General features: G+C 38.8%; 15 protein-coding genes. All 15 read right to left on the bottom strand.

The features are described 5' to 3' along the window. Positions 1 to 1218 (bottom strand): AsmA family protein (locus ACO1O5_RS01765; RefSeq protein ID WP_486267888.1); only part of this gene is annotated, 1218 nt, incomplete at its 3' end. Positions 1219 to 1423: 205 nt separating this feature from the next. Next, positions 1424 to 2539: an ABC transporter ATP-binding protein gene (locus tag ACO1O5_RS01760; protein ID WP_486267886.1), complete on the bottom strand. Its 1116-nt coding sequence runs from the start codon at positions 2537 to 2539 to the stop codon at positions 1424 to 1426. A 6-nt stretch (positions 2540 to 2545) separates the two neighbouring features. Then, on the bottom strand, positions 2546 to 3694 hold the full coding sequence (locus ACO1O5_RS01755; protein WP_486267884.1) for a glycoside hydrolase family 130 protein: 1149 nt from the start codon (positions 3692 to 3694) through the stop codon (positions 2546 to 2548). A gap of 34 nt (positions 3695 to 3728) precedes the next feature. Further along, positions 3729 to 5036, bottom strand: a complete 1308-nt coding sequence (locus ACO1O5_RS01750) for a hypothetical protein (protein ID WP_486267882.1) — start codon at positions 5034 to 5036, stop codon at positions 3729 to 3731. A gap of 6 nt (positions 5037 to 5042) precedes the next feature. Then, positions 5043 to 6476 (bottom strand): glycoside hydrolase family 130 protein, encoded by a 1434-nt coding sequence (locus ACO1O5_RS01745; RefSeq protein WP_486267880.1) that lies wholly within the window; start codon positions 6474 to 6476, stop codon positions 5043 to 5045. A gap of 30 nt (positions 6477 to 6506) precedes the next feature. Beyond that, positions 6507 to 6872, bottom strand: coding sequence for a four helix bundle protein (locus tag ACO1O5_RS01740; RefSeq protein WP_486267878.1), 366 nt, complete (start codon positions 6870 to 6872; stop codon positions 6507 to 6509). A 101-nt stretch (positions 6873 to 6973) separates the two neighbouring features. Further along, the gene (locus ACO1O5_RS01735; RefSeq protein WP_486267876.1) at positions 6974 to 7801 is read right to left on the bottom strand and encodes a carbohydrate ABC transporter permease; all 828 of its coding nucleotides are present in this window, start codon (positions 7799 to 7801) and stop codon (positions 6974 to 6976) included. Positions 7802 to 7803: 2 nt separating this feature from the next. Continuing rightward, positions 7804 to 8697: a carbohydrate ABC transporter permease gene (locus ACO1O5_RS01730; RefSeq protein ID WP_486267874.1), complete on the bottom strand. Its 894-nt coding sequence runs from the start codon at positions 8695 to 8697 to the stop codon at positions 7804 to 7806. 11 nt (positions 8698 to 8708) lie between these two features. Continuing rightward, the gene (locus ACO1O5_RS01725) at positions 8709 to 9896 is read right to left on the bottom strand and encodes a Gfo/Idh/MocA family protein (protein ID WP_486267872.1); all 1188 of its coding nucleotides are present in this window, start codon (positions 9894 to 9896) and stop codon (positions 8709 to 8711) included. A 28-nt stretch (positions 9897 to 9924) separates the two neighbouring features. After that, the gene (locus tag ACO1O5_RS01720) at positions 9925 to 11217 is read right to left on the bottom strand and encodes an extracellular solute-binding protein (protein ID WP_486267870.1); all 1293 of its coding nucleotides are present in this window, start codon (positions 11215 to 11217) and stop codon (positions 9925 to 9927) included. A gap of 116 nt (positions 11218 to 11333) precedes the next feature. After that, complete coding sequence (locus ACO1O5_RS01715; RefSeq protein WP_486267868.1) at positions 11334 to 12434, bottom strand: LamG-like jellyroll fold domain-containing protein; 1101 nt, start codon at positions 12432 to 12434, stop codon at positions 11334 to 11336. A gap of 45 nt (positions 12435 to 12479) precedes the next feature. Further along, complete coding sequence (locus ACO1O5_RS01710) at positions 12480 to 13979, bottom strand: RagB/SusD family nutrient uptake outer membrane protein (protein WP_486267866.1); 1500 nt, start codon at positions 13977 to 13979, stop codon at positions 12480 to 12482. A 63-nt stretch (positions 13980 to 14042) separates the two neighbouring features. Further along, the gene (locus tag ACO1O5_RS01705) at positions 14043 to 17453 is read right to left on the bottom strand and encodes a SusC/RagA family TonB-linked outer membrane protein (RefSeq protein WP_486267864.1); all 3411 of its coding nucleotides are present in this window, start codon (positions 17451 to 17453) and stop codon (positions 14043 to 14045) included. A 30-nt stretch (positions 17454 to 17483) separates the two neighbouring features. Then, a complete protein-coding gene (locus ACO1O5_RS01700; protein WP_486267862.1) occupies positions 17484 to 18509 on the bottom strand; it encodes a FecR family protein in 1026 nt (341 codons plus the stop codon). 411 nt (positions 18510 to 18920) lie between these two features. Then, positions 18921 to 19466, bottom strand: a complete 546-nt coding sequence (locus tag ACO1O5_RS01695; protein WP_486267860.1) for an RNA polymerase sigma factor — start codon at positions 19464 to 19466, stop codon at positions 18921 to 18923. Between the last annotated feature and the right edge of the window lie 450 nt (positions 19467 to 19916).

The following is a 19916-nucleotide window of genomic DNA, read 5'->3' as shown; positions in this document are numbered from 1 at the left end:
TTTTATAAATTTAGAAACACTTGCCAAATCAAGTTGACCTTTTACTATGGCATCAATATATTTATCGGTTAAAGGCTTTTTAAATAATAATTTAAAATCAAAAGGTTCATTACCCATTTCCACATGGCCTTTGGAAATATCTACCACAGTATTATCCGTTTGTCCGTCAACGTTAGTAAGGCGTGCGGCAAGCTGGATATTTTTTACAGGAGCCGGCAGGTCAGGATATTGAAATAACCCGTCTTTTATATTGAGGCTTACGTCGTAGGCAGGCATCTGCTGCGGACTGTATGTTCCTTTCACAAAGCCATTGAACGAAGCGCTTCCGCTGGTTTTTATTTTATCAAAGTCTTTTTTATAAACAGCAGGTACAAGCGACAGGATGTCTTTAAAATCATTGGAAGGCGTTTTAAAAGTAATGTCCATGTTGTAGGTGCTGTCGTTCGCCAACTGAAAAAAACCTGCTGCACTCAATGTGAGATTATTCACCCTAATATCATTCGTACTAAAACTGTATTTGCTTGCTTTGGTATCAATAGATATGTCTGCATTAATATCTGTTGCTGCGTTTACCAGGTAGGGGATAGATTCATAAGTAAAACTTACTGCATCCGCCTTTGTTTTGGTAGAAAGCGTAAATAAGTCCTGCGTAAAATCACCGCTGCCTTCGTGGTTCAATCCACTGATCTCAGCGCTCATGCCGCCGCCAGTTTCGTCTTTGTAATAAATATAACCGTTAGTAATACGGTATTTTTCCAGGTTCATTTTAAACGGGGAAGTGCTATCTGCAGTCGCAGCAGCGGTACTGTCTTCTCTTGTGATGTTCCAGTTCGCTTTTCCTTCTTTATTCACCAGGGCATGTATCCTCGGCGATTCGAGATAGATGCCATATATTTTAATGTCTTTTCCTCTTATAGCACTCATGAGGTTTAGCGAGGCATCAAATGTTTTTGCAGAAATGAGTGTATCATTTAAAAAGTCGGCGGTACCAACTACTGAAAGGTCTTCAAGTGCCATCGATATTTTTGGAAAATGCCGGAACAGTGAAAGGTTCACGTCCTTAAAGTCAACTTTGGCCGTAAGGCTTTTATTGATCTCACTTTTTACCAGATTTGTTATTTGTTTTTTAAAAATGATCGGAACAAGAAAGGCTGCGGCTATCAGTACAAGCAGGATAATACCTGTTATCTTCAGTGTTTTCTTTAATAGTTTCTTCATAGTGAAATTGGCTGGAGTGTAATTCAAATCGGCAAAATTACGATTAACTGCTCACAATGGAAAGGTGAATCTACTAAGTAATTATACTGGAATTATTGGGTTCGGTAAATACGCAGTTACAGGCTCCGGAGAAATTATTTCGAAGTGTTTTAATAGCATACGGACGAGCAATGACGAAACGAGTCTTGTTTTCCGATGAGTATGATCAGATAATATTTTCTGATACAGGATCAATAAAAATTATTTTTTCTGCGGGAAAATTTACAAAGAGAGTTGAGTCAATTTCAACAATGTCTTGTGCGGGTCTTCTTGCTATTATTGTTTGGCCTGTCATAGTTAAATAAACCAATTGCTCATTACCCATATTTTCATAAGCCATAACTTTTAAACCGACGTTGCAATTACCGGCAACTTGTTGATCAGTAACAATAATGTTTTCGGGACGGATGCCGATTTCTAATTCAACGCCCATTTTGCTTTGGACCAAAGCTGGTATTTGAGAACCAAGATGAATTTTTGTATTGTCTGAAACATCGATAAAAAAATTATTACCTTCTTTCCTGAGAATTCCTTTTATGAAATTCATAGTTGGCGATCCGATGAACCCTGCAACAAACCTTTTGTTAGGGTTGTTGTATAAATTCATTGGCGTATCTAATTGCATTAAAGTTCCTTTATTCAGCACTGCTATTCTGTTTCCTAAGGTCATGGCCTCGGTTTGATCATGAGTCACATAAATCATTGTTGCATTGATTTCCCTGTGTAGTTTTTGAAGTTCAATCCTCATCTGGCTTCTGAGTTTCGCATCAAGATTACTCAGGGGTTCATCAAAAAGAAAAACTTTGGGACGTCGTATAATTGCTCTTCCTATTGCGACCCTTTGCCGCTGCCCCCCTGATAATGTTTTTGGTTTGCGATATAATTCATCTTCTATCTCCAGCATTTTTGCAGTCTGCATAACCCGCTCTTTAATTTCCTTTTTAGCGAAATTCTTAAGTTTTAATCCAAAAGCCATATTATCATACACCGTCATGTGGGGATACAAAGCATAATTTTGAAAAACCATAGCGATGTCACGGTCGCGGGGACTCAGGTCATTCATTCGTCTACCGTCAATCGTTAGTGAGCCTTCACTTATTTCTTCGAGACCTGCAATCATTCTCAATAAAGTTGATTTTCCACAACCCGATGGCCCTACTATTACCATAAATTCTTTGTCTTTTACAGTAAAGGAAATATCATCAACGGCCTTTTTTCTGCCACGTTCTTTATCTACATCGTCGTATACTTTGGAGATATTTTGTAAGGTAACTTCTGCCATGATTGTTTATTTAGAAAATGCAGTTGAAAAATAGCTTTTCGAAATTCTTGTAATGCGACATGCAAGATCCAGTTCACCGGATGCAATTATATAATCCTCATTAAACGTTGCGATACCTGTTGTAAAGACGACATCATCCAGGTAAACCTGGTCACTAATGTTCTTTGTAAGATCCGGCTTTGCTTCCAGTAAGGGAACCATATCTTCAAGATGTAAAATCTTTAATGGATCATCTTTATCAAGAATTGCCCAAAAGGTTCTGTAGATTCCAACATCAGTTTTATTTTCCACTCCATGGTACAACATTAGCCATCCGTCGTCAGTAAGAATGGGAGGCGTTCCTCCCCCGATCTTTACGTTAGAAGTTGATGATCGCCTTGCCCGCAAAAACGCACTGTCACACGGTTTCCAATGTAGCAGGTCGGGTGATGTTGCCATGTGCACCATCGCACCCGGGTGATATAAAGATGAAGGCGAACTTGCGAAATAACATTCGCCCATAGGCCTCGTTAATGCATAATATTTGTGACTGATTTTTCCTTCAAATAGCAACATATCTTTATTCTGATGGTCAAGTACTACACCGAGCGATGTATAATGTAGTCCATCATCAGAAACATATAACATCGTGGAATGCCGTTCGGAGCTTACGCAGCAAACCGTCATGTAATAACGATTACCTATAAACGAAATTCTTGGATCTTCAATTCCATATTCCTGGCTGGTAAATTGCGGAGAAATTATTTTATCATAATGGATGGTAATTACCGCTGAACCATCGTTATTTAACTCAACCGGCAGCAGCCATGACAAAGAAGTGAGCGCATAAACCGGGAAGCCATACGCATTTATCTTAAACTTTCTAGGGTCGTCCATACTCACATCTGAGAACGGCCAGGCATCAGTAACGTAAACACCTTGTCTGTCCCACCTGATGCAGTGCGCTTCATCGTTGAGGATTGGTTGTTTTAATGCTTCTGCTACTCTTACCATTAGAAGTAAATTGCCATTAGGTAAACGGCAAAGCCCCGGGTTAAAGGCCCCCAGCACACAGGTAGTATCTTCATTCAATCCATTTCGCAAAGGAGATCGTGAGAGATCAACATCACCCGGGGAAAAGATTAAGCAATCCGATTTAATAAAATTATTATCCATATTTTCAGCTTGTCTGCAAACCCTTTTTATGTTTCTACTTTTTATATTTATCCAATGCAGCTTTTACGTCGGGGTAACTTTCCACTTTTTCCATTGTTAATAATGCCTCAATCGTCGATTCTGCACCAGCGTTAACATTTACGTTTGTTGATGATAAACCATCATAACCGCGACCAGTAGTTACATCATACATATTTTGATTAAGGTCATTGGAACCGAGAAACCACGCAGCCAGGTGCCCTGCTATATCAGCATATTTAGCTAACCCGGTTTCCCTGTATGCTTCGATTGCTGCAAAGACCATGGGCCTTATCCCGTAAGCTATCTGGTCATAACTCAATTCGCTGCTCAGTTGTATGCCGCTTCCATTATTTGCCGCAACAAACGAAGCCTTTAACCCATTTTGCAGCAGCCACGGATAAAAATTATCTACTTCTGAAAGTGCCGCAGAAGTATATGCGGGGTCATTTAAAAAGATTCCGGCTTTTAAAAGCGAATATGCCTGGTCGTTACCGTAGGCATGCCAGGTGTTTTCCCAGCTAAGAAAAGCCCCGTACGGAATATGCGTTGCATCTCCCTGTTGCATCAGCGATATTCCATCAGCAAGTTTTTTTACATACGCAGTCATTACCGCATCATTGGTGCTTGAGCAATACGGTATCAGGCCGAGAATGAGCAATGCCGACTGGTCTGTACCGCTGCCCGCCGGTAACCATTGGGGAATCGTTATACCACCTACCATTTTTGTTGTTTGTGGAAGATTAACCAAATCAATTTTTAATGCAGCCACTAATTTGTTTACAGCATCATCCATTTTCGCTGCCAGCTTTGCATCCCTTGTTTTAATAAGCGGCGAGCCTTCAGTAAGTGTTTGCAATGCCCGCCATGACCACCATTCCGGGTTGTTTATACTCGTAGCGCCATTTGTATTGATTTGATTTCCGGTTGACAGAAAATTGTAAAAATATCCGTTGGAAGACTGCATCTCGATTATAAAATTGATTAGCTTAAATGCCCGTGACTGCACAGAAATATCGGAGGAAAAGGAATTGCTCCGTAAGTACACGAGAGCAGCCCGGGACACATCATCCAGACAGGTATATCCTTCTCCCGATGCGGCCGTTAAGGTATAACTGGGGGCATCAGCATAAATCCATACACCGGCTGCACTGGTTCCATCAATGAAGTTGACCGGAACATACAGGTAATTTAAATGAGTCAAGTTAACTAGTGATGTGTTTCCGGGTGGATTGACTGAGGTTCTCGAACTATGCTTTTTGCACGTAACTGCCATGCAAATAATTGCAGGTAAGCAAAGCCAAAACCGGATGCTATTTTTCATGGTTATTTATTTTGAAGTGAGTTCATTTAATATTTCATTTAATTCAATTGCTACAAAAGCGGTGGCAGAATCAGAAACAGCATAGGGGATTATTAACACATCATCGTGAAGTAATAACCCGCACGTGTACACGACGTTAGGTACATAACCTTCTCTTTCTTCTTCATCCGCTTCAAGTATTGGTTTGTTTAGCCTTCCCAAAATAATAGAAGGATCATTTAGGTCGAGAAGAATAGCGCTGATAACATAAGTGCGCATGGCCCCTACGCCGTGTGTCAACAACAGCCAACCTTTGCCTGTCTTTATCGGTGAGCCGCAATTGCCCAACTGAACCAATTCCCATGTATACAAAGGCTCCATTAAGGTTTGAAATTCATTCCATACATACAGATCATTGGAAAACATGATATTGATTTTTTCCCCGCCCTGTCTCGAGATCATCACGTATTTCCCGTTCACTTTTTCAGGAAACAGGGCCATTCCTTTGTCGGAGATGGCATCGCCATATAATGTTCTTATTTTGAATACATCAAAATCTTTTGTTTCTATTATTTGGGTTTTGATGTGATGCCCGTTATAGGCAGTGTATGAACCGTAGTAGCAGGACACTCCATCATCTTCGAATTTCACAAAACGCACATCTTCCATTCCCATGCTTTCGGCTTTGGCATTGGGAAAGATCACTTTTTCATTAACAGGTAAATGTGGAGACGATTCTAATTCATAATTCGTGTCCAGCATATTTTTAAACAATTGAATTGAGCCAGCCATTAAAGGATCTGCCGCTATTTCGTGTTCATTAATAGCCTGTATGGCTTCAGCTGCCGTAAAAGCACCGGGTAAAATATCTAATAGTTGTTTATTGAAATCAGGAAAGAAAACGGAACGTTTAACGATGAACGATTTTTCATAAATGGCATCTTCATTTTTTTTCAGGCTCGTAAAATATCCGGACGATGCATCGAGTATGATGTCATTCTTCCTGGTTACAATACCTGTTTGAAATACAACAGATGAAATATGCCCTTCACCGGTAGCTCTCAAGCTCATGACAAATCTTTGTTCGCCCTGCTGTAAGCCTGACTGATCCGGATGCGGAACGATGGAAGGATTGAATAAAGCTGCGGCCTGTATGGAATATTCTTTGGTGAAGTAAGCTCCAAGCAATAATCTTTTTCTTTCAGAAAAAAATAAGAGATCCTCCTTGTTTGAATTGTTTATCCTGTTAAAATGATCTAAGAATATTTTACTGATATCTCTATGCCTGATAGCAAATTCTTTCATAACCTTATCAAGGTTTACTTCAACCTCATCTTCACTTAAAATTGTAAGGCGGTTAATCACATGTGTTATGCGATCCTTCCCCGGCAAAAAAAGAAAATGCGTTATCACTCCCTTTGCAGAAGCGTGTAATTTTATAGGGATTTTTTTTATGTTCATTGTTAAATGTGAATGGTGAATAGTGAATAGTCAATGTTTTTGTTGCGATGTGATCAAACCTGTAAGAATTTTAAAACATCTGATCATTGTTTCTCCAAGTTTAGATGTATCATAATTATTTAAATATTCCAGTCCGTTTGCTATGTCTAGAATTGCATCTATTTCAACAATAGAACCCCTGGAAATTTCATAAAATCTTTTTCTTTCTATTTCAGATTTTCTTGAGGCACCCTCAGCAATATTCAGGTGAACTGACAGCGAAGCCCTTCTCAATTGAGATACCATCCCGAATTTTTCATAATCGGGTAACTGTTTGCTTAATTTATAGCATTCTAAAACGAATGCCTGGGAATAACTATAAATATCGAGTTTCTGATGATTGAGTTTTAAAAACATAAAATTGATTAGTTGTTACAATTTTTAATTTAAACTATATTTTATAAGCCCATCGATTTAAGGTTCACTATTCACTATTCACCATTGACCATTCACCTTTCTCAATCCTTCAACCCTGTAGAAGCCATGCTCTGTATAAAATGTTTCTGAAAGAATAAAAATGCAATCATAACAGGTAGCGCCAAAACTACTGCTGCTGCTATCTTTACGCCTAACTGGCTATCGGCTCTTCCGCCTGTTGCAAATAAGGTGACCAATTGCGGCATCGTCATTAACTTTTCATTCCTTACAACAATCAGTGGCCATAAAACTTCATTCCATGAACCGATAAAAGATAAAATAGCAACTGTAACAATTGTCGGTTTGATGTTTGGCCAGAGTATTCGAAATATAATTCCGGTTTCATTACAACCATCCATTCGTGCTGCGTCTATCAGTGCCTGTGGTAATCCCTGGAAAGCCTGCCGGAACATCAATATGGCAAATGCACTTACGGCAAATGGAATGATGAGAGCAAAATAAGTATCGACCAATCTTAAATTGACCATCGTAATATAATTCGGAATCAGGGTAACCTGGAAGGGAAGAGACATGGTAAAAACGATGATGTAAAAGATGAGCTGTTTTCCCTTAAAATGCATTTTAGCTAAAGCATATCCGACAACAGAACCGGTGATAATTACTAATGAAGTTGTGAAAAGGGCTACCAACAAACTATTGAAGAGCGAATGCCAGATTGGAATTTTATCGACCATTGATTTAAAATTTCCCCACGTTGGGTGGGAAGGCCATAACGTCATCGTTCCTATTTCCTGCATGGGCGCAAACGAGGCTCCGATCATCCATATGAATGGATAAATAAAGGTGAGCGCAGCAAGCGAAAGTGCTATGTATAATAAAGCTTTTTGTATAGATATTTTTATCTTCATAACTATATTTCTTTTTCAATAAATTTTTTCTGAAGTACCACAACGCTCATTATCATAATAGCATAGAAGAATCCAAGCGTTGCCGAATATCCCATGTTGTAATATTGGAATGCCTGTTTATAAATATAGAGTACTGCAGAAAGGGTGGAATTAAGCGGGCCACCGCCCGTCATGATATAAGGTTCTATAAATAAATTAAAGCCGCCGATAGTTGATAAGATCACTACCATAAAAATGGTTGGATTTATCATCGGTAATGTAATGTGATAAAACTGCTGCCAGCGTGTGGCGCCTTCCATTTTTGCTGCTTCGTAATATTGTGTGGGAACGGTTTGCAGGCCAACTAAAAATAGAATTACATAAAGCCCTACATTTTTCCAGGTAGCCATTGCGGCAATGGAATAAATGGCGATATCCGGGTTTATTAACCAACCAATTTTTTTGCCTCCTGTTGACAGTAACATCCTGTTGATTAACCCTGAATCATAACCCAACAATTGCTGCCAAAGAATGGTAACCACAACTCCTGAAACAATAACAGGCATAAAAAATGATGCCCGGAAAAATGCTGCTGCTTTTATTTTTTGATGTAGCAGGTATGCAAGAAATAAAGAAACCACAAGTTGCAGGGGAATGTGCAGTAATAAAAACTGGAGCGTGTTTACAATGGCCTTCCAAAACAAGCGATCATGAAACAAACGGGTATAATTATTCAACCCGATGAAATGCATTGGGGCAATAATATTCCATTTATTAAAAGTGAGAAAAAAGCAAAACAGTACGGGGAATACGACGAATACAATTACGAAAAGTAAGTAAGGAGATACCAACAGGTAAGGCAATAGTTTTCGCTTGTGAAGGCTGGTCTTTTTAGCAACTGTCAGGGTTGTATTCATGCGTTTGATGCTTAAAAATTTAATGCAATTTTTGTTGCCTGTTCCGCTATTCGCAATGATTCCACCGCATTACTTCCATCTACGATTCTATTATGATTGTGATCCTTGATCCAGTTCCATTGATCGACAAGCATGCTTTCTAAAAGTTCCTGGTAGCGGTCTTGCTTATCCGCAGCATGGCCACATTCAAGCGTTATTTGATCATCAAAATTTATTTCAGTAAATCTTCCCTTTACTGTTCGGTTTCCTGCCTGTTTCTTGTTGTGATAAATAACATCAACTTCCCCGATTAATTCTTTTAGCGATTTTAGTTCATCGTCCTTCACCAATCCATGCAATTTCATTTTTACCGGGATCCATCCATACAACGTTATTTCACCATGTTCAAAGAGTAATCTCATTTCCTGCCTGTCTAATATTTTGGGCTGATCGAACCCATGATAAAAATTTACCGGGCCATCCTCGTACATAACGGTTGCGTGTACACGATCTATAATTTTTTTATTAAGACCGGGCCGATGTATTTGCAATGCATTTACAACATGACCATTACCGAGCAATCCTGAAAACATGTCAAAGAAGTGAACACTATGCTCGATAAATATTCCGCCGCTTTTGGTTTCATCCCAAAACCAATGATCAACGTCAAGGTTCTCATCGCTTGCATAGTTTTCAAAAAAGCCATGTAAAAAATTTCCCAATATCTTTTTCTTAATAATTTCATTAACCACATCATACATAGGGTTATAGCGTTGCATGAGATTAACCACGTATAATAAATTATGGGTTGATGCTAACTCCTGTAATTCCTCGGCTTCAATTGTTTTTAATGCCGCAGGTTTTTCACAAATAACATGCTTGCCCGCCAGCAGTGCGTCTTTTGATTGTTGATAGTGCAGGTGGGGTGGGGTTGCTATATAGACTAAATCAATGGCGGCATCATTTAAAAAACGTTCGTAATTATTATAAGATGTTGCATTTAGGTCATTAGCCATTCGCGTTGTGGCATCTTCATTAATATCTGTTACGGCAATAATATTTATGCCGGAAATTGCCATAAATGCCTTAGCCGCAAAACCAGCAAAGCCGCCTGCTCCAACAATTCCAATATTTAGAACTTTGCTACGTCCGGCTTCAAAAGGAGAGAGAATATCCTCACCAGAAAATCCTTTGGAATTATTTGGATCCTGTTTATTCAATTGAAAAATTTTATATATAAATTTTTATTCAGTTTGCATTTTTAAGCAGGACATTCACTGCTGACTCGGCATCTGCAATTGCTTTTTCCGGCGTCTTCCTTCCATATACCACGCACGCTTCATACTCCTGTGAGATTATGTCCAGCACTTCAACAATCACTTCGCAATTATCAATTCCTTTTAGATAAGGGATTTCTCTTGCAAATTGTATCATCATAGGATTTCTCCTGAAATAGTCCTCATAGAATATATCTGTATCTAGATTTTTTCTCCTTGGCAATTGGCCGGTTACTTCCAGCAATTGTAAGTCCCCTTTTTTATTAATAAGGGTTTCAATAAAATCCCAGGCGGCCTGCGGATTCTTGCATGTATTAAATACAACAATGTTTTTTGGATCTGCATAAGTATATACTGGTCCCACGTGGTCGTCGGGAACTATTAGGGGATAATAATCATAACCAAAATTTCTATTGGGAATATTGTTTAAATAAGGAATCTCCCACGGCCCTGTCCATTTAGTAGCAATAGCCTGGGCAACGAATGGGTCGCTTGACGATCCTGAACTCTCTCTTGAGAAATAATCATTGGTATATAGACTTTGAAGGAAGCGAAAAACTTCTATTGAATATTTGTTATTAAAAACTGCTTTATTATTAATGACCAATGAAGCACCACCGGATGCGGCAAGATATAAAGGATAATAATTGAAAAGACGCTGATACCATATAGGTTTTACTTCGGTATATCCGAATCTTATCGCTACGTTACTATTGCTGTTGTTATCTTTAAAAGTCTGGGCGGCCTGCAGATAAGCACTGTATGTTTTTGGAGGAGGTTGAATATCATTAGCCGTAAACAAATTTTTATTATAGATGGTCATGATGGGATTCACTTTCCACGGTACCTGGTAAATATGCCCGTCTGAAGAGGTGATCTCTTTTATAACATTACTGTCACAACGTTCTTTTATAAAATCCAAAAAGCCTTTCAAAGTATCTAACGGTATTAGTACCCCGGCATGAGCATACATTTCAACATTGCCCTGCCACATATTGGCGTAAATATCAGGCGTCGTTTTCCCAACCACGGCTGCAAGAATTACCTCCTCACTGGATTGCCCTTCGGGTATTGGTTGTATGTGAATTGCTACAACTGGATTATTTCGGTTCCACGTGGCCGTTAGTGTACCACAAAGTTTTATTTCCTGGTTATTGTTAGAGCACCAGAATAATAAATCGTCATTCTTATTTGTTCTGTTCTTACAGGATTGGTTAAGAAATAATAAAAATAAAATACACCAGTATGGTTTATGAAAGTTCATTCGAATAAATGATCAACATTCAATTTGAAATACAAGCAGGAAAGATGTTATTAAAAAAACCCCCACAGGTTTTGAATGGTCTGCAGGGGTTTCAAAAATTAATTAACCCTAAAATATCAGAGCGTATTTTGATTAACGAAAATAGATTTAACCTGCGGGCCGTCTAAGGCAATATTGTAGAACATCACGTCATCCATATCACCGGTCCAGAAGCCACCCCATGCAACCTGGTAATCTCCGTCGACGGTAAGATATTTACTGGTAGGCAGATCCTGGCCAATAACAAAATCAATGGGACTTGGCTGTGTGAATGCGTTACCAGGAACGGGACCTGAGGAAGTAGCATCCCATGTCTTAACCAGGTCGCCGTTAATGTAAAAATTCTCAACGCCTGATGTAAAAGTTACCACTACATTCACCCATGTATTTTCAACTAAAGCGGTTCCAGCATCATCTCTATCGTAAATAGTTGTATCTCCAACTGCGGTGCCTTTTACAACTTTTACGGTATAGAATGGAAGGTGGCCACTTTGTAGTTGAAATTTATATCCGTTCCAACGATTCATAGCAAGCATTGTATAAGTATCCGAGTTTATAGTTCTGCCGGTTGAGGTCCACTTAACCCATGCGCTTATTGACATTTGAGCAGGATTTAGTGATGCCTTGTATGGTACATCTATGTTACTTCCCTTATCAAAATGATAAGCCATTCCTGCACGCCCGAAACGATCGGCAACCGGAGCAAGAACTCCAGCGCCAAAATAGGCGTGACCAGTTGTAATGACCCCGTTATTACCGCTGCCTGATGAGTCATTGGCATTGCCGTTCATTTTCCAATATCCAATAAGATTGGCTGCCGCAATTTCCTTAATAAGGTGGAGCTGGTAAGCAGCAATAGCAGCGTTCAATTGGGCGACGGTATTGTTGACTGACGTCTGAGTTGCTTTTGTATCAGCCAATACTAATTTTGATGCGTCCAACGCTGTTTTCAAAGCAGCTTTGTTGCCCACTTCATATTGTCCCGGCTTGGTTCCCTCAACAGTGTTATCGTTAAGGCCCTGGGCTATCGTAATAGAAGCTTGCAGGGCGGTTTTATCGGCTGGTGGCGGTGGTGGCGTAGAACTTTTTTTACTACAAGACGTGATGATCACGCCAAGCAACAGTGTCCAGATTAATGTTGCTTTAATGATTTTAAATCGAAAAATTGCTGGTGTCATGATGAGAATTTTAAATTGTTTAATAATGTTTAAAAAAGAAGTGAATCAATGCAAAGCCTTATTTCTATCCCTTTCAATTTGTGGAATAGGAAAATGTTTATATAAGTCGTAATTAAAATTAGGTTTGTCGATCAGCGCCTGGGTTGCATAGTCTTTGCCCCAGCGAATTATATCGAAGTAGCGGTGAAACTCGAATCCCAACTCAACACGTCTTTCATGCTGTATCGCTTTGCGAACATCCGGTTGACTAAGTGACGTTACGTCGGGCAATAACCCCGCAGGAATAGCAGGATAACCAACTAACGTAGAATCGTAGACGTAACTTTCTCTTGCTCTTTTTCTCACCCGGTTGATAGGAATCAATGCCTCTGCGGTATGTCCCGATTCGTTCAGTGCTTCGGCATACCAAAGCAAAACATCTGCATAACGGATAGCTATGTAATTAAGATTACCATCGCTTTTATTAGCAACTTCAGCAAGTGATTGCTGGTGTTTTCGCGTAAGATAACCGGTACTCGCTGACCATGACTTATCAAAAACCCTGTTATTAAACCACGGCATAGAATCGCGGCCCACCGTATAATCGAGCCTCGGATCGGCGATTCCTGTTGAGGTTTTTTCAAACTCATCGACAAAATTTTGAGTGGGCGCATTGAAATAGTATCCGCCATCTATTTGAGGAGCAAAGTATTGGTTTAATTCACTTCCCAACTTTGGATCCTGGCCGGTTAAATGCTGTACAGCAAAAACAGACTCTTTATTATTCTTATAGTTTTGATTGAAGTTCTCTGTGTACACAGGCATTAAGTCATAGATGTTGCTATTGATTACTTTAGCGGCTGCAGTTGCAGACTGATCCCATTTGCCTTCGAATAAATATGCTTTTGCAAGTAATGCGTTAGCGGCACCCGACGTAGCCCTGCCAACATTTGCTCCTGTAAAAGTTTCTGGCAGAGTGCCCGCAGCATCTACCAGGTCCGGCTCTATAACGGTTTCGTATACCTGCTGTTCAGTTGATTGTGCAATCTGTAACTGGTCAGGATTTAAAGGCACTAAAATAATAGGAACATCTCCGAAGATATTTACCAGTTCAAAATAATAATAGGCCCGTAAAAATTTTGCTTCAGCAAGAATTTGCAACTGCAGGTTTTTATCCATTTGTATGGCGGGCACTTTACTTAAGACTAAATTACAACGGGTAATACCATCATATAATAAAGTCCACATGCTTGCCAGGTTGCCATTAGTCGAATTCACGTTGAACTGGTCAATAAAATCGATATCAGCCTGGTCTCCGGGATTACCGCCCTTTGCTGCATCATCCGATGCTACATCACCAAATACCCACAACCTGTTGTTATTGGATGTTGTAAATGCAAGCGGCTCGTAAGCCGCGTTGATTGCGGAAAGTGCCTGGGCCTGGGTAGTATAAAATTCACTTTCAGGATATTGGCCAACAAGGTCTTTGGTGATAAATTTTTTGCATCCCTGGATCAATAGGAACAAACAAAGAATAAAAACTATATTGGAAATATTTTTTTTCATACACAATCGGTTTAAAAATTTTATAAACTAACCATTATCCATACACGTATTCCGCGAACCCCTTTAAAAATTTAAGTTCAATCCAACTACATAACTCCGGGCGCTTGGGTAAGTGCCCCAATCAATTCCTGCTGCAACATCACCGCCATAAGTATCTCTTTTTACGTTATCACTAATAGTCATTTCAGGATCAAGGCCGGTAAACTTCGTTAGTGTCCATAAATTTTGACCTGTTACATAAATCCTTAAACTCTTCACATGAAGCCTGGTGACAATTTTTTCCGGAATAGAATAACCAACCTGGACATTTTTCAATCTTAAATAGGAACCATCTTCCAGGAAACGACTTGAAGGATATTTATTATTTGAAGCTCCTTTAAAAGAAACCCTTGGCATAGAGTTACTGGTTCCTTCACCTTGCCAGCGTTCATCGTACACCCTTTGTGTTACATTAAAAGCGCGATAAAAGCCTTCTATATCCATGTTTACCTGCGAATAGATTTTATTGCCATATTGTCCCTGGAAGAATGCAGAGAGGTCAAAGTTTTTGTATTCAAGATTTGCGGTTGCGCCGAAAGTATATTTTGGAATAGCGCTGCCAAGGAAAGTTCTGTCATTTTCATCAATAACCCCATCACCATTTTGATCTTTGAATTTTACGTCGCCGGGTTGAATATTTTTACCCTGGTAAGCGCTTGCAAAAATGTCTGCCGCGTTTTGGAAAATACCTGCCTGTTGATATAAATAGAATGAACCGATGGGTTGGCCTACCGTGGTTAGTGTTGCATTATAGTTATTATCAATTCTTCCTCCTGCAATTGGCTGGCCGTTACTTAAAGAAAGAACTTTATTAGCAATGGTTGAGAAATTTATTCCAACATCATACTTCAATTTGTGACCATTGTTTTTAAAATTCAGGTCAACTTCAAGGCCTTGATTCTGCACCTTACCGGCGTTTAAATAAGGCGGCTGTGCGCTGCCGCCAATTAATGGCAAAGGCACCGGAATTAACATGTCGGAAGTAGTCTTGATAAAATAGTCAACCGTCACGTTTAATTTATCCTGCCAGATTCCTACGTCTACACCGGCATCAGCTTGTGTTGACGATTCCCATTTTACTTTTGGATTGCCACGGGTTGAAATAGTTGATCCCGGGTTACTTGAAGGAGTTTCCCCGAATGGATAATTATATAGGTTGCCAATTATTGAAACATAACCGTAGTTGGGTATTTCCTGGTTCCCCAATTGTCCATAACTCGCCCTTAGTTTTAATTTAGAAATCGCAGGTAAATGATCCTGTACCCATTTTTCGTTATGAGCATTCCATCCTGCCGAACCGGAGAAAAAAGTGCCATATTGATTATCGGGTCCAAAGCGTGAAGACCCATCCCGGCGTAGATTTGCTGATAACAAGTATAAATTATTATAAGAATAATTCACATTGCCAAAAAGCGAAAAGAGAGCCGATTCACTTTGACTTTCAGTTGCGCCGGTAGATCCTATCAATCCGCTTCCGTTTCCTATAAATCTGAAACGGGGACTTTGATTTGCAAAATCGCGATCTGTTCCCTGGTGAAAATTATTTTTGTTGCTGATGGCTTCGGTGCCCGCAAGCACTGAAATATTATGAATGCCGCGGAATGTTTTATTATAACTAAATGTATTATTCCAGATAATATTCATATTGGTAGAAGTACCCACCGTTAACCTGCTTGGATTGTTGATGCGATTATTTGTTCCGTAATTTTCGTCAAAGCGTTTATCGTCTGTTATGATAGCATCAAGTCCTATATCTGATTTAAATTTTAACCCTCTTACAATTTTATATTCCGCATAAAAATTGGAAAATACCCGGTACTGAATTTCTTTATTATCAGTGTTAGCTGCCAATGCAACAGGATTGTAACCATCGCCAAAAAAAGCGGGATAGGCGGGAAGATCTGAATATACACCGGCGCTGTCATACACAGGTATTGCGGGCGTGCGAAATAATGCATAGCGTACAACGCTACCGCCGTTACCTGCATAACCATCACCCGAACTGCCTATTGTATTTTTCTTGGAATAAGAAACATTGATGTTGTTGGCAATGCTCAATTTATCTGTGAGATCAATGTTTAATTTAGATAATAATGAATAACGTTCGTAATATGAATTGATAATAATACCATCTTGCTTAAAGTAGTTTGCAGAGATGTAATAAAGCGTTTTTTCGTTACCGCCTCTTACAGATAATTGATGGCTTTGTATTACCCCATTTTGAAAAATTGCTTTTAGCCAATCAGTGTTGGCAGTTGCCAATCCATCCGGAATTTTAGGACGTATCAATGCGGGATTGGTAACACCTGCATTATCGTTATCAGCCGCTTCATTGTATAACTGCACGTACTCGGCAGTGTTAGCCATCTTTGGCAAGGAGCCATGCGTTTGCACACCACCATATCCTGAATAGTTAAATTGAGGTTTTCCTCTTTTGCCGCCTTTTGTTGTAATGAGTACAACGCCGTTTGCTGCACGTGAACCATAGATGGCTGCCGAAGATGCATCTTTTAAAACAACGATTGATTCAATATCATTAGAAGAAAGAAAATTAATGCCATCTTTTGTGGGTATTCCATCAACAATAAAAAGAGGATTGTTATCATTAATAGTTCCTACACCTCTTATTCTTACAACAACACCATCTCCAGGTTGCCCTGTATTTTGGGTGATTCTTACACCCGGCACTTTTCCCTGTAAAGCCTGGTCTACACTAAGGTCTGGTAACTTAGAAATGCCGCCGATATTTACAACCGACACTGCCCCGGAAAGATCGCCACGCCTGCGGGTCTGGTAGCCTACCACAACCACCTCATTTAATTCTTTATTCGTGGCCACCATTTTTATAGTTAATGATGCCTGGCCGTTTACGGATGCCTCCTGGGTTCTATAACTAACGTTACTAAAAATCAATATCCCGTTATCGGGAACCTCTATTGAAAATTTTCCCTGTGCATCCGTTTGCACCGCGACCCGGCTTCCTTTTACAGATACGGTAACACCTTCCAGCGGAGTACCGGATATATCAGTTACTACACCGTTAACGGGGGTTGCCGTTATTTTAAATGCAACAGTTTTAATACCTGGTGATTCCTGGTTAACGAGGATGATATTTTGTTTTTCTGTGAAGTGAAGGCCTGCCTGCTTTGAAATATCATTAAGAACTTCTTTTAAGAGTTGCTGTCCCTTTGCAAGTTTTATTTCTTTTGAAATGTTGATATCATTTTCATCATATATAAAAGAGAAAGAGGTTTGATTCTCTACAAGCTTAAATATTTCCCCAATAGTAGCTTTTGTATTATTTACGGTTATGTATATATCATTGAAAGTATCAACACGTGGATCGTACGCTTTTGCAGAAAAAGTTGTGGATACAAAGATGAAAATTGCAGACGCTATTTTTATAAGAACAGGAAACCTGTGCATTTTGCTCATATCAAGTATTTTAAATGTTACCCCCCCGCTTTATTTAATTACAATCGTATCTCCCTTAATTACAAAGGATAATTTTTTAACCACGCAAATGTTTTCAACGATATCTATCGCTGTCGAACTTTTAAATTCTCCTGTAAAACGCCAGTCCTTTCCGGGGCTTTCATTAATGAGCGTTATTCCAAATGTGTTTTTAACCTGTGCGGCTATTTCATCAAAATTATTTTTACTGAAAGAAAGGTGATGTTCTGTAGCAATGAGGTTTTTATACAGGTGTTTATTGTTTCTCACATATACAGCTCTTTCATTGGGCGCTAATAGAACAGATTGCTCTGTTTCCATTTTATAATTCATGATCTCAACATTTAGTTTGCCCTTTAATAGTTCTACAACAACGGCAGAATCGCCGGAACTTTTCATGTTAAATACGGTTCCTAAAACCGTGGCAACAATATTTTCATCATGTACTTTAAATGGATGCTCAATATTTCTTTTTACACTAAACTGGGCATTGCCATGCAGGTAAACTATTCGCTCTTTATCTTTAAAATATAATGGATACTGCAGGTAACTTCCCGGATCAAGGGATACAACCGTGCTGTCACTCAACGTTAGTATCAGCGGTAGCGTGCTGTTGTTAACCGTCTCCGTTAATTTTTCGGAGCTATTTTTTGACGACTGAAATAACCAATATCCCCCGGCAATAACTACTAATAAAAGCGGTACAAGAATTCGTAAGGTTCTTTTTCTTTTCTGATTAGATTTAAAAAATCCATTGCTGTCTGTTAATTTGACGAGTGAACGGCGCGGTGTTCTTTTATCAATTGCGGAAACAAGTTTTTTTAATTCTTCGCGGTACTCTTTATCGGAAACAGTAAATGATAATTCATTAATGAGTTCTTTTGCTTTTTCAACCAACGGCGCCTTTTCCGGATTATTCAAAAGCCATTTCTCCCACGATAAATGATCAACAATATTTGATTTTAAATGATAATTAATAAAGGTCTCGTCTGAAACAAAATCTTCAAGCTGGTAATTTTCACGTGTTAATTCGTCCATATAACTTATAGTATTGCTGCGTTAACTTTTCCGGTGCTTTTTCAGATTATTTCCAACGGTCTATAGTATAGTGCACCGGTTGGCATTTTTTTACCTGTTTTTTTTAAACTATTTTTTTTTGAATACACCAATTAAACGAATTACAAGTCCCCGGTGCAAAAGGTTGCCTCAAGCACTTCTGTAGACGGCAGGTGTAATGGCCCACGAACGAATAAGCGGGCTTCTTACCTGTTCTAGAATAGTTTTATTATAATAATTCGCAGGTAGTAAATTGTTTGATTATAGCGCAAATTCGATCAATAGGATCGAATACATAGCGAATATATAACGAATAGATATCGCAAATAAGAGAAGGAAAACATATTATTCTATCATGTCAATCATAATTTTAAAATCTCGTTCTGTCGAGTCTTATAAAAGTATCATCATAGCTTCCCGCAAACGGGTTATGGCAAGGTGAATGATATTATAAACGGTGCGTGTAGTGAGTGAGGTTTTTGTAGAAATTTCAGAATAGCTAAGGTTATCGAAGAATTTTAATCTTATAATTTCCAATTGTTTTTTAGTAAGTGTTTCAAGCGCTCTCTTAAGTTGTTCTTTTTTTTCTTCTGTTTGTTGAAAAGCAATCAATAATTCCTCATAACAAAATTCGCTGCCTTCATTGCCTTCCACCGAATGTTGATAATCGCGATCCTTCGAAAGCCTTAATTGTTTACGGCTTATTTTTCTGCGAAGCCAGGTGAAAAGATACGATTGAATATTTTCAACATCTTTATTCAATGTCGATCGTGTGTTCCAAATATCCATGAAGAGTTCCTGGATGCAATCTTTTGTTAATTCGCGATCTGTGGATAAACTAAAACCATAGCAAAATAATGCACGATAGTACTTGTGATAAAATAAGAGAAAAGCCTCCTTATCACCGTCGATGATATTGCACCAATAATTACTTTCCATTTAACAGCAATCATATAATTTCCTGAGGGATAAATAAAGGAGAGGGAATTACCAAACAAATGTAAGCTAAAATTACTGGCTTATTTAAACTGATATTCTACGGGAGCTTCATACCTTATTTATAGGTGAATCTACAGCGGTGTTTCTTTCATGTTCACCCTTGTCATAATCATTATGACTTTGTATAAAAGCTGTGTAACTTATGTTACCGGCATTTGTATTTATTCATGTCAAATTTGTAAACTAAAACAGATTATCATGGATAATCAATTACAAAGAGAGCCTTATAAAGATTGGAAAGAAAATAATATTTAACCCGATACAATTAAAATGTTGAACCGGTAACCGGTGTATAACTAGTAGGTGTAAACGAAAATATGCTTGTTATGAATACAAAAGTAAACAACGTTCCCGCTGAACTATATGAGCAGATCAAAACGGAAATAACCA

The organism is Ginsengibacter sp. (genome assembly GCF_057362405.1).
Note: the sequence above shows the minus strand (reverse complement) of the source record. Positions and strands in the feature narration are given on the sequence as shown.

What these genes read in the sequence shown, in the direction of transcription:
- ACO1O5_RS01695 (WP_486267860.1), bottom strand. Translation starts at nt 19,466, where the DNA reads ATGGAAAGTAATTATTGGTGCAATATCATCGACGGTGATAAGGAGGCT.
- ACO1O5_RS01760 (WP_486267886.1), bottom strand. Translation starts at nt 2,539, where the DNA reads ATGGCAGAAGTTACCTTACAAAATATCTCCAAAGTATACGACGATGTA.
- ACO1O5_RS01750 (WP_486267882.1), bottom strand. Translation starts at nt 5,036, where the DNA reads ATGAAAAATAGCATCCGGTTTTGGCTTTGCTTACCTGCAATTATTTGC.
- ACO1O5_RS01740 (WP_486267878.1), bottom strand. Translation starts at nt 6,872, where the DNA reads ATGTTTTTAAAACTCAATCATCAGAAACTCGATATTTATAGTTATTCC.
- ACO1O5_RS01745 (WP_486267880.1), bottom strand. Translation starts at nt 6,476, where the DNA reads ATGAACATAAAAAAAATCCCTATAAAATTACACGCTTCTGCAAAGGGA.
- ACO1O5_RS01735 (WP_486267876.1), bottom strand. Translation starts at nt 7,801, where the DNA reads ATGAAGATAAAAATATCTATACAAAAAGCTTTATTATACATAGCACTT.
- ACO1O5_RS01720 (WP_486267870.1), bottom strand. Translation starts at nt 11,217, where the DNA reads ATGAACTTTCATAAACCATACTGGTGTATTTTATTTTTATTATTTCTT.
- ACO1O5_RS01700 (WP_486267862.1), bottom strand. Translation starts at nt 18,509, where the DNA reads ATGGACGAATTAACACGTGAAAATTACCAGCTTGAAGATTTTGTTTCA.
- ACO1O5_RS01705 (WP_486267864.1), bottom strand. Translation starts at nt 17,453, where the DNA reads ATGAGCAAAATGCACAGGTTTCCTGTTCTTATAAAAATAGCGTCTGCA.
- ACO1O5_RS01710 (WP_486267866.1), bottom strand. Translation starts at nt 13,979, where the DNA reads ATGAAAAAAAATATTTCCAATATAGTTTTTATTCTTTGTTTGTTCCTA.
- ACO1O5_RS01715 (WP_486267868.1), bottom strand. Translation starts at nt 12,434, where the DNA reads ATGACACCAGCAATTTTTCGATTTAAAATCATTAAAGCAACATTAATC.
- ACO1O5_RS01755 (WP_486267884.1), bottom strand. Translation starts at nt 3,694, where the DNA reads ATGGATAATAATTTTATTAAATCGGATTGCTTAATCTTTTCCCCGGGT.
- ACO1O5_RS01730 (WP_486267874.1), bottom strand. Translation starts at nt 8,697, where the DNA reads ATGAATACAACCCTGACAGTTGCTAAAAAGACCAGCCTTCACAAGCGA.